A 10,425-nucleotide genomic window follows, 5' to 3' on the forward strand; every position below is an offset into this window, starting at 1 on the left:
CTTCGGCGGCCCGCACGTCCGCTACGTCCTGGACGAGAACCCCATGAGTTTCTGATCAATAACAAGCTCAGGATCCTGGGGTGACCGGCGAGCACGGAGGTGGTGTCGGCGGCGTGGACGAAGCCGGCCCGCTCGAAGTTCTTGCGGAGCCCGGCGTACGCCATCGTCAGATCGACCTTCGCGTCGCCGTTGTCGAGCGGATACTCCTCGACCACCGGGGCGCCGTGGCTGCGGGCGAACCCGACCGCACCGGCGATCAGCGCATGGGAGATGCCCTGCTTGCGGTGCCCGGGGCGGACGCGGATGCACCACAGGGACCACACCGGCAGGTCGTCGAGGTGCGGGATCTTGCGGTTGCGGGCGAAGGAGGTCGCGGCACGCGGGCCACCGCCGCCCAGCCGACCGGCTCTTCGCCGTCGTAGGCGAGGACCCCGGGCGGAGGCTGCGCCGCGCACAGCTGCCGTACGTACTCGCCGCGGGCGGGCCCGCTCAGCTCGTTGTTGAGCTTGGACGGGATGCGGTAGCCCAGGCACCAGCAGACGTTGGCCGTCGGTGACTTCGGGCCGAGCACGGCACGCACGTCCTCGAAGACCGTGGCCGGGCGGACATCGATGCTCATGGCACCACGACGGCACGACGTCCGCCCCGGTGCCGTCCCGAAGGACGGACTCCCCATGCCTCCGTTGGACGGGCTCCGCCACGCCGCGTCTAGACGCTCAGCACCTCGCGCAACTCCCCCAGGTACGGGCCCACATCGACCTGGATGGAGGCGCCCTGGGTGAGGCCGTACCGCTCGGCTATGGAGGCGTGGTACGCGGCGATCTCCTCGCGCATATCCTGCGGCGAGGGCAGCACGACCTCGCCGCGCACGATCCGGGTCACCCACTGCGCCTGCGCCTCCACCAGCCGGGTGATCGCGCCCACGGGGCGGACCAGGCCGACGAAGTACAGGCCGGGCCGGTCCGGTGCCACGACCCGCCGGTACAGCTCGACGGGGCCGTCCGGGGCGGCCGGGCAGCCGGCGGGCAGGAACGGGTACGCCATCCGGTAGCCGGTGCAGTACACCACCGCGTCCGCCTCCACGGAGGTGCCGTCGGTGAAGACCACCCGGCCGCCGTCGAAGGACTCCACGGCCGGTTTCGGTGTCACCCGGCCGTGCCGGATGCGGCTGAGGATCTCGTCGGAGATCGTCACGGCGGAGGAGAAGATCGGGTGGTCCGGCTCGGGCAGCCCGTAGTCCGACAGCCGGCCGCGGGCGACCAGCAGCGCCTGCTCCACGAAGCGGCGCTTCTGGGCCAGGGTCATCTCGTTCCACCACGTGGTGTCGGCGATCTCGTCCAGGGACATGCCGAAGAGCTGCTTGGGCACGACGTGCAGCCCGCGGCGCACGGACAGATAGGTCTGCTCGGCGTGGCGGGAGAGGTCGGCGGCGATGTCCACCGCGGAGGCGCCCAGGCCCACCACGATCACGCGGCGGCCGGTGAAGTCGCTGCCGTCGCGGTAGTCGAGGGAGTGCAGGACGCGGCCGGTGAACCCTTCCGAGCCGGCCGGGAGCGGATCGGGCAGCGACGGCTCCGTGTGGTGCCCGGAGGCGACGATCACATGCTCGAAGCGCCGGGCCGCCACGGCACCGTCGGCGTCCCTGCTCACCACCGTCCAGGTGCCGTCGGCCTCCTGGTCGGCGGAGACCACCTCCGTGCGCAGCTCCACATGGTCCAGCACGCCCGCCCACTCGGCGAACGACCGCAGATAGGCGGCCATGTCGCGGTGGCTGGGGTAGAGCGGATACGAGGACGGCATCGGGAAGTCGCGGTAACCCGTCAGCTGCTTGGCCGTGTTGAGGTGGAGGGAGAGGTAGCCGGGGCCACGCTCCCCCGCCTGCGGCCGGCGCCAGATGCCTCCGACGCCGGGCGACTTCTCCAGGCAGACGAAATCGGTACCGGCCTCCTTCAGGGCATGTGCCACCGCGAGCCCCGACAGCCCCGCCCCGATCACGCAGACCCGCACGTCCCACTCCCCACGGCCACGGCTTGCTTCCCGGGCAGCGGCTCGCTCCCGGGTCAGCCTTTGACTGCCCAGCGGAAACACGCCGCACACCAGTACCCACGCCGAACAGGCGTGGCGCTCATCACGGTTCGGCGTGCGGGCGGGTCGCGGCGTCCGGGCCGTCGTTCGACGCCGAGGAGGCTGCCGATGCCGTGGCGTTCGCCGCTGGTCGCGCTCGTCGGGTCGACCCGCAGCTGCCGCACCCGCACGGTGCTCTCGACGCCGTGTGCCCGGGCGAGCCGTCCGGCGACGTCGGGATGGTGGGCCGCGCCGAGGTACGCGGCGTCGGCGCCGGACTGCCAGGCTGCGGCCGCGCGGCGTCCGTCGGCGAGGGTGCCGACGACGAGCCCGCCGAAGACCGCGCCGGCCAGGGTCACCACCAGCACCAGCAGGGCCAGGGCGCGGGCCGGGGCCTCCTTGGCGGCGCGGGACAGCGCGATGAGCGCCACCGCGCCACGCCCGCGCGCCGCCCAGCGGGCCACGAGTCGCACGGGCAGGGGGGAGCAGCGCAGCAGGACGGCGACGACGGCCAGGCCCAGCAGGGCCGGCACCGCGGCGAGCAGTGGATCGGGACCCGCGCCGGAGGTGCTTCGGGTGCGGCCGCCGGCGGCGGCATACGTCGCCCGCTCAACTCCCCCGTATCCCCCCGTCCGTGGACCGCCACAGTATGGTCCGGCCGCCCGGGGCGGGCAATCGTCCGGACGGACTCCCGGGGACGCTCCGGGGCGGGCGATCAACGCTGCCGAGGTCGAGGGCCGGGGTCGTCGTGGAGGGGTGGCGTGGGGGCCCGGCCGGGTACCCGGGTGGCAGGCGACCAACTGCCGGAGGGAGTGACGCGGCATGCTCTCCGAAACCGTGACGGTTCCCACGCAGGGGCCGGACCAGGCATCCCTGGCCGGTGATCTGGTCCTTCCGGAGGCGCCCCGGGGGGTGGTGCTGTTCGCGCACGGCAGCGGCAGCTCGCGGTTCAGCCCGCGCAACCGGGCGGTCGCCGCCGAGCTGCAGCAGGCCGGGCTCGGGACGCTGCTGCTCGATCTGCTCACCGAGGACGAGGAGCGCGACGACCTGCTGACCGCGCGGCACCGTTTCGACATCGATCTGCTCGCCGGGCGGCTGGCCGGCACGATCGACTGGCTGGAGCGGCGGCCGGACACCGCGGACCTTCCGGTGGGTCTGTTCGGGGCGAGCACGGGTGCGGCGGCGGCGCTGGTGGCGGCGGCCGAGCGCCCGGAACGCGTGTCGGCCGTGGTGTCGCGGGGCGGGCGCCCGGATCTGGCGGGCGGGGCGCTGGAGCTGGTCACGGCGCCGGTGCTGCTCATCGTGGGCGGCAACGACCAGACGGTGCTCGGTCTCAACCGTGAGGCGGCGGCCAGGCTGCGGGCGACGCACGAGATCCATGTGGTGCCCGGGGCGACCCACCTGTTCCCGGAACCGGGTGCGCTGGAAGAGGTGGCGCGGGCCGCCGCCGGATGGTTCGGCCGCTGGCTCGCGGCGTCCGACGGGTGACGGTCGCCGGGCGGGTGACAGTCGCCGGGCGGGTGACGACGGGATCGGGCCGCGCGGCGCTCGAGGAACTGAACGTGCCGCCGGAGAGACGAGGCGTGCCACCGGAGCGACAAGCGGTCACCGGATGCCCCAGACTCGACACAGGCCTCCCGATCGACTCCGTTGGGGGGTGGGCCCGTGTATGACGTGCCGGAGTGGCTGTGGCTGGTGTTCGCCGTCACCGTGCTGGCGTCGCTGGCGGTCGATCTGCTCGCGCACCGGCAGGCGCATGTCATCGGTTTCCGTGAGGCCGCCGTCTGGAGCGGATGGTGGGTGGGCCTGGCCGTGCTCTTCGGCGGCCTCGTCTTTCTCGTCGTCGGGACGCAGCCGGGGGTCGAATACACCACCGCCTGGCTGCTGGAGAAGAGCCTGTCGGTCGACAACCTCTTCGTCTTCGCGCTGGTTTTCAGCTACTTCAAGGTGCCGCGCGACTATCAGCACCGGGTGCTGTTTCTCGGGGTGTTCGGCGCGCTGGTCTTCCGCTGGGTGTTTCTCGCGGCCGGTGTGGCGGTGGTCAGCCGCTTCACCGCCGTGCTTTTCGTCTTCGCCGCCGTCCTCTTCTACAGCACATACAAGATCCTCAACGAGGAGGACGTGGGTTTCGACCCGGGCCGGAGCCTCGCCGTGCGTCTGCTGCGCAAGGTCGTCCCGGTGCGGGACGAATACGCGGGCGCGCGGTTCTTCGTGAAGGAGGCCGGGAGGCTCGTGGCCACGCCGCTGCTGGCGGTGGTCGCCGCGATCGAGGCCGCGGACCTGGTGTTCGCGGTGGACAGCGTGCCGGCCGTGCTGGCCGTGAGCAACGACGCCTTCATCGTGTACACCAGCAATGCCTTCGCCATTCTCGGACTGCGTGCCCTGTATTTCCTGCTGTCCGGGCTCCTCGACCGCTTCCGCTATCTGAGTCAGGGCCTGGCGCTGGTCCTTTCCTTCATCGGCGTCAAGCTCATCATGCAGGCCTCCCACAAACTGATCACCCCGGCCGTTCCCGAGGTGCCCTCGTGGCTCAGTCTCTGTGTGATCGTGGTCGTGCTGACCGTCTCCGTCGCACTCAGCCTGCTCCGGCCGGGGACCGCGGAGGATTCCGGAAATGCGCGCCCCGCTGAAGTTTCCGCGCCGGAAGACCCTCCCGGCCCTCCCGAAAAGCAATAAAAACTGGGTAAAATCCCAGGTATGAATGGTGAGCAGAAACACCGGGTGACGCTGCCCGCCGGTCAGGTCTGCCCGTCCTGCAAGCACCCTGTCGAGACGGTGGTCGAGCGTCACAAGACCATGGGCGTGTACGTGCCGCTGTGGGTGGCGGGGCCCTGCCGGAACCCGCACTGCTCGCAGTACGAGCCGGAGGAGGCCCCCTCCGCCGAGGAGGAGGCCTCGCCCGCGTGATGGAGACCAAGACCAAGGAGGCCTCCTCGGGTCAGGCGCCCACGTAGTCCGCGAGGTGCTCGCCGGTGAGGGTGGAGCGGCCGGCGACCAGGTCGGCCGGCGTGCCCTCGAAGACGATCCGGCCGCCGTCGTGGCCCGCGCCGGGGCCGAGGTCGATGATCCAGTCGGCGTGCGCCATGACCGCCTGGTGGTGCTCGATCACGATGACCGACTTGCCGGAGTCCACCAGGCGGTCCAGCAGGCCGAGCAGCTGCTCCACGTCGGCCAGGTGCAGGCCCGTGGTGGGCTCGTCCAGGACGTAGATGCCGCCCTTCTCCCCCATGTGCGTGGCGAGCTTGAGCCGCTGGCGCTCGCCGCCGGAGAGCGTGGTGAGCGGCTGGCCCAGCGTGAGATAGCCGAGCCCGACGTCCGTCAGCCGCTCGACGATCTTGTGCGCGGCGGGCAGGCGTGAGGCGCCCTCGCGGAAGAACTCCTCCGCCTCGGTCACCGACATCTCGAGGACCTCGCTGATGTCCCGCCCGCCGAAGCGGTACTCCAGCACCTCGGCCATGAACCGCTTGCCCTCGCAGTCCTCGCAGGGCGAGGAGACGGTGGCCATGATGCCGAGCTCGGTGAAGACGACTCCGGCGCCGTTGCAGGTGGGGCAGGCACCCTCGGAGTTGGCGCTGAACAGGGCGGGCTTGACTCCGTTGGCCTTGGCGAAGGCCTTGCGGACCGGGTCGAGCAGCCCGGTGTAGGTGGCCGGGTTGCTGCGCCGGGAGCCGCGGATCGGGGCCTGGTCGACGAAGACGACGCCCTCGTCCTCGGGCATCGAGCCGTGGATGAGCGAGCTCTTGCCGGAGCCGGCCACGCCGGTGACGACCGTGAGCACGCCGAGGGGGATGTCGACGTCGACGTTCCGCAGGTTGTTCTTGGTCGCGCCGCGGATGGCCAGCTTGCCGGTGGGCTTGCGCACCGACTCCTTCAGCTGCGCCCGGTCGTCCAGGTGCCGGCCGGTGACGGTGCCGCTCTTGCGCAGCCCCTCCACGGTGCCCTGGTAGCAGACGGTGCCACCGGCCGTGCCCGCGCCCGGTCCGAGGTCCACCACATGGTCGGCGATGGCGATGGTCTCCGGCTTGTGCTCCACGACGAGCACCGTGTTGCCCTTGTCGCGCAGCCGCAGCAGCAGGTCGTTCATCCGCTGGATGTCGTGCGGGTGCAGGCCGATGGTCGGCTCGTCGAAGACGTAGGTGACGTCGGTGAGCGACGAGCCGAGGTGGCGGATCATCTTCACGCGCTGCGCCTCACCGCCGGAGAGGGTGCCCGCGGGGCGGTCCAGGGACAGGTAGCCGAGGCCGATCTCCTCGAACGAGTCGAGGGTGCCCTGGAGTGCGGTGAGCAGCGGGGCGACGGACGGCTCGTCCAGCTCGCGCACCCAGGCGGCCAGGTCGCGCACCTCCATGCGGCAGGCGTCGGCGATGTTCATGCCCTTGATCCTGGAGGACCGGGCGGCCTCGCTCAGCCGGGTGCCCTCGCACTCGGGGCAGTCGGTGAAGGTGACAGCCCGCTCGACGAAGGCCCGGATGTGCGGCTGCATCGCCTCCTTGTCCTTCGACAGGAAGGACTTCTGGATCTTGGGGATGAGGCCCTCGTAGGTCAGATTGACCCCGTTGACCTTCACCTTGGTGGGCTCCCGGTACAGGAAGTCCTGCATCTCCTGCTCGGTGAACTCGCGGATCGGCTTGTGCGGGTCGAGGAAGCCCGACTGGGCGTAGAGGCCGACCGTCCAGACGTTGTCCGACTTCCAGCCGGGGATGGTGAAAGCGCCCTCGCTGATGGACTTGGAGTCGTCGTAGAGCTGGGTGAGGTCGATGTCGGAGACCTTGCCGCGGCCCTCGCAGTGGGGGCACATGCCTCCGGTGCGGGTGAAGGTGACCTTCTCCTTCTTGCCGCTGCCCACGGTGATCGCGCCGGCCGCCTTGACCGTGGGCACGTTGAAGGAGTACGCGGCGGGGCCGCCGATGTGCGGGGTGCCGAGCCGGCTGAAGAGGATGCGCAGCATCGCGTTGGCGTCGGTGGCGGTGCCGACGGTGGAGCGCGGGTCGCCGCCCATGCGCTGCTGGTCCACGGTGATCGCCGTGGTGAGTCCCTCGAGGACGTCGACCTCCGGGCGGGCCACATTGGGCATGAAGCCCTGCACGAAGGCGCTGTAGGTCTCGTTGATCAGCCGCTGCGACTCGGCGGCGATGGTGTCGAACACCAGGGAGCTCTTGCCGGAGCCGGACACGCCGGTGAACACGGTGAGGCGGCGCTTGGGCAGTTCGACGCTGACGTCCTTGAGGTTGTTCTCCCGCGCGCCGTGCACGCGAATGACGTCGTGGCTGTCTGCGGCGGGCAAGGCGGGCGACTGGCTCTTCGTCGTCTTGGCCTTGGTCATCTTCTGACTCCTCGGACGGTTCTCGAACGGCTCGGCGGTGTCCATGACCGTCACGCTAGTCACGGCGCAGAGGGGGTGCTTCTCGATTCCTGACCGGTCTGGTGACCTGCTTGGCGACACAGGAGGGCAGCCCGGCCGTGGCACGGGCCGCCTCCTGCCGGTACAGGCTCGGCGGCATGCCGACCAGCTCGGTGAAGCGGGTGCTGAAGGTGCCCAGCGAGGAGCAGCCGACCTCGAAGCAGACCTCGGTGACGCTCAGGTCGCCGCGGCGCAGCAGCGCCATCGCGCGCTCGATGCGCCGGGTCATCAGGTAGCTGTAGGGGGACTCGCCGTAGGCGCGGCGGAACTCGCGGCTGAGATGCCCGGCCGACATGTGCACGCCGCGCGCCAGTGCCTCCACGTCCAGCGGCTGCGCGTACTCCCGGTCGATGCGGTCGCGGACGCGGCGCAGCCTTGCGAGATCCCGCAGGTGGTGAGGGGCGTCGCCGCTGCTGCTGGTCATGCTCGCATCGTGCCACGACACGGGTGCGCCGTGCGTTCGAATGGCAGGCTCGCCTGGACAGGGGCAGCGTGGTGCTAGGACCTACGACTTCCGTGTGAGGTGGCCATGCAAGCCGATGAGCCGGTTCGTCTGGTGGTGGTCGGCGTGGACGGTTCCCCGTCGTCGTACGCGGCGCTGCGCTGGGCCGTGCGGTACGCGGACATGGTCGACGGTGAGGTGGAGGCGGTGCACGCCTGGGACACGCCGTCGGCGGTGGGCTGGACCGGGCCCGCCATCGACCCCGAGTTCGATCTGGAGCAGGCCAGGGAGCGGTTCACGGAGGAGCTCAACGCCGTCTTCCCGGACGGGCGGCCGCCCCGGCTGCGGGAGCGGCTGGTGGAGGGGGACCCGTCGGAGGCGCTGATCCGGGCCTCCGAGCGGGCCGAACTGCTGGTGGTGGGTCATCGCGGCCGGGGCGGGTTCGCGCGGGCCATGCTGGGCTCGGTCAGTCAGCGCTGCGCCCAGCACGCCGCCTGCCCCGTGGTCGTGGTGCGTGAGGGCCAGCGGGTCTGACGGGGGCGTCCGCGCCGGTCAGCAGGGGTCCGGTACGGGATCGAGGGGCCGCGCGCCGGCCGGGGGTGCCTTGCGCACGAAGGCCGAGCGCAGGGCGTGGTGCGGGGAATCGGGGTCGAAGAGGATGGCGTGCATGCGGGCCAGCTCGGCCTCGCGGTACTCCGCCAGCGGGCGCGTCGCCTCGTCGCGGGCCCGCCGGTCCCGCTTGGCGGCGATGCGCCGGGGCAGGCCGGACTCGGCGGCGAGCCGGGCCGCCGCCCGCTCGACCTCGCCGGTGAAGTCCTGGGGTGCGACCGGCAGGAGGCGGTCCACCAGGCCGAGGGCGGCGGCGGAGGCGGTGCTGACCGGCAGCGCCTCACCGGTCAGGCGTTCTGCGGTCTCCGGCCCGACGCGGCGCGGCAGGCTGTAGGTCCAGTACTCGGAGCCGTACAGGCCCATGCGCCGGTAGTGCGGGTTGAGGACGGTGCCGGTGCGGCACCATACCTCGTCGGCGGCGAGGGCGAGCATCACGCCGCCCGCCGCCGCGTTGCCGCCGAGCGCGGCGACGACCAGCCGGTCGGTGGTGCGCAGCACCGCCTCCACCAGGTCGTCGATGGCGTTCAGGTTGGCCCAGGCCTCGGCGGCGGGGTCGGGGGCGGCCTCGATGACGTTGAGGTGGATGCCGTTGGAGAAGAAGTCGCGCCGGCCACCGAGCACCAGGACCGGGGTGGGGCGGGTGAGCGCGTACCGGTAGGCGGTGAGGAGTCTGCGGCACTGGCCGGTGCTCATGGCGCCGCCGGGGAACGAGAAGTCCAGGAAGCCGACGTCGCCGCGCTGCCGGTAGCGGATGTCGCTGCAGGTGCGCCGGTCCGGCGGGAGTTCGAGCGGGGCGGGCACCTCGGGCAGGCAGGGGGCCTGTGGAAGAGAAGCCAGGACGTCGGCGGCGGGGCGCCGGAAGGGTGCCGGGTCGCCGGAGGCGCGGCGGGGGCGCAGCTCCGGTATCCAGACCGCGCCGTCCCGGGTGGCCCGGCAGACCGCGCCGTCCCGGGTGGCGAGCAGTTCGCCGGGGCGTCCGCGCAACCGGTCCTCGGGGTGGCCGCCGTGCAGGAACATCTGCTGGCCGAGGAGTTCGCCGAGGACGCCGGGCTGCGAGTCGGCGGCCCGCAGGGTGTGCAGCACCGTGTCGGTGCTGTCGGCGTGCCAGTCGATGCGCCGCCGCTCCTGGCGGAAGGCGTCCCGCCAGACCACGCGGATCCCGGCGTCGGACTGCGGCTGCGGTTTGAACGCGCCGCCGGCGTAGCGCCGCACCGCCAGCAGGACGGCCGAGACGGCGGCGTCGGAGACCTCTCCGCGGTAGAGGTCGCTCTTGCCGACGGGCGGTACGTCGAACGGCGCCGACGCCCAGATGGCGCCCGCGTCCATCGCGGCCTCCGCCTGAAGGACCGTTACTCCCCAGCGGGGGGCGCCTTCGGCGAGGGCCCAGTCGAGGGCGGACGGCCCGCGGTCGCCGGGCGGGCCGGGGTGCACGATCAGGCAGGTGTGCTGCCGCCACACGTCGTCGGGCAGCGCCGACTTCAGCATGGGCGCGATGATCAGTTCGGGCCGTGCCCGGCGTATCGCGGCGCGTATCGCGTCGGCTCCGTGCGTGGCGAGCACGACGTCCACGTGGTGTCCGCGGTCGGAGAGTTCCGCGTACACGCGCTGGGAGAGGCTGTTGAACGCGCTGGCGACGAGCAGAATGTCCATGCCGCGGCATCGTTGCCGCTCCGGGCGGGGGCCGACAGAGGACCTGGCGGTAATTCAGCCGTTCGGGCGGTTGTGCGCGATCGCGGCTGCGTGATCCCGACTTCCCTGCTCCACCGGGGAGATCGGCTTGCCGGCCGACGAGGGCGGCGGGCCGGGCGGGCCGGAGGATCCGGCCGGATCCGGCGCGGTGGTGCGGCCTCCGCGGGCGGTTGCGCGCCGCGACCGCGGGCTCGGCGGGCTCATGCGACCGGGCCCCGCC

At 72.0% G+C, this 10,425-nt stretch carries 9 protein-coding genes and 1 pseudogene; 4 read left to right on the plus strand and 6 right to left on the minus strand.

From position 1 onward, the window contains the following. The 3 genes and pseudogenes from ABD207_RS03970 to ABD207_RS03980 all read right to left on the minus strand — a co-directional run. Positions 1 to 619, minus strand: a pseudogene (locus tag ABD207_RS03970) (GNAT family N-acetyltransferase); the annotation flags it as partial. A gap of 89 nt (positions 620 to 708) precedes the next feature. After that, positions 709 to 2,007, minus strand: coding sequence for a flavin-containing monooxygenase (locus tag ABD207_RS03975; protein ID WP_344010069.1), 1,299 nt, complete (start codon positions 2,005 to 2,007; stop codon positions 709 to 711). 53 nt (positions 2,008 to 2,060) lie between these two features. Continuing rightward, a complete protein-coding gene (locus tag ABD207_RS03980) occupies positions 2,061 to 2,597 on the minus strand; it encodes a hypothetical protein (protein WP_344010070.1) in 537 nt (178 codons plus the stop codon). 289 nt (positions 2,598 to 2,886) lie between these two features. Between ABD207_RS03980 and ABD207_RS03985 the strand changes: the two genes are divergently transcribed. The 3 genes from ABD207_RS03985 (at position 2,887) to ABD207_RS03995 (ending at position 4,971) form a co-directional block, all read left to right on the plus strand. Next, on the plus strand, positions 2,887 to 3,552 hold the full coding sequence (locus tag ABD207_RS03985) for a dienelactone hydrolase family protein (protein ID WP_344010071.1): 666 nt from the start codon (positions 2,887 to 2,889) through the stop codon (positions 3,550 to 3,552). A gap of 177 nt (positions 3,553 to 3,729) precedes the next feature. Then, positions 3,730 to 4,740 carry a TerC family protein gene (locus tag ABD207_RS03990; protein ID WP_344010072.1) on the plus strand — a complete coding sequence of 337 codons (1,011 nt, stop codon included), beginning with the start codon at positions 3,730 to 3,732 and terminating at the stop codon, positions 4,738 to 4,740. Positions 4,741 to 4,761: 21 nt separating this feature from the next. Next, entirely contained in the window at positions 4,762 to 4,971 is a 210-nt protein-coding gene (locus tag ABD207_RS03995) for a hypothetical protein (RefSeq protein ID WP_344010073.1), read from the plus strand. A 31-nt stretch (positions 4,972 to 5,002) separates the two neighbouring features. Here the strand turns inward: ABD207_RS03995 and ABD207_RS04000 are convergent, their stop codons facing one another. Both ABD207_RS04000 and ABD207_RS04005 read right to left on the minus strand, forming a co-directional pair. Next, complete coding sequence (locus ABD207_RS04000) at positions 5,003 to 7,387, minus strand: ATP-binding cassette domain-containing protein (RefSeq protein WP_344010296.1); 2,385 nt, start codon at positions 7,385 to 7,387, stop codon at positions 5,003 to 5,005. A 55-nt stretch (positions 7,388 to 7,442) separates the two neighbouring features. Continuing rightward, positions 7,443 to 7,889 (minus strand): helix-turn-helix transcriptional regulator, encoded by a 447-nt coding sequence (locus tag ABD207_RS04005; protein WP_344010074.1) that lies wholly within the window; start codon positions 7,887 to 7,889, stop codon positions 7,443 to 7,445. 105 nt (positions 7,890 to 7,994) lie between these two features. Here ABD207_RS04005 and ABD207_RS04010 point away from each other — a divergent pair, with 105 nt between their 5' ends. Continuing rightward, positions 7,995 to 8,441, plus strand: coding sequence for a universal stress protein (locus ABD207_RS04010; protein WP_343999804.1), 447 nt, complete (start codon positions 7,995 to 7,997; stop codon positions 8,439 to 8,441). Positions 8,442 to 8,459: 18 nt separating this feature from the next. Here the strand turns inward: ABD207_RS04010 and ABD207_RS04015 are convergent, their stop codons facing one another. Next, a complete protein-coding gene (locus tag ABD207_RS04015; RefSeq protein WP_344010075.1) occupies positions 8,460 to 10,166 on the minus strand; it encodes an enoyl-CoA hydratase-related protein in 1,707 nt (568 codons plus the stop codon). Positions 10,167 to 10,425: the final 259 nt, after the last annotated feature.

The sequence above is a fragment of the Streptomyces thermospinosisporus genome, assembly GCF_039526425.1.
Classification (GTDB): domain Bacteria; phylum Actinomycetota; class Actinomycetes; order Streptomycetales; family Streptomycetaceae; genus Streptomyces; species Streptomyces thermocarboxydovorans.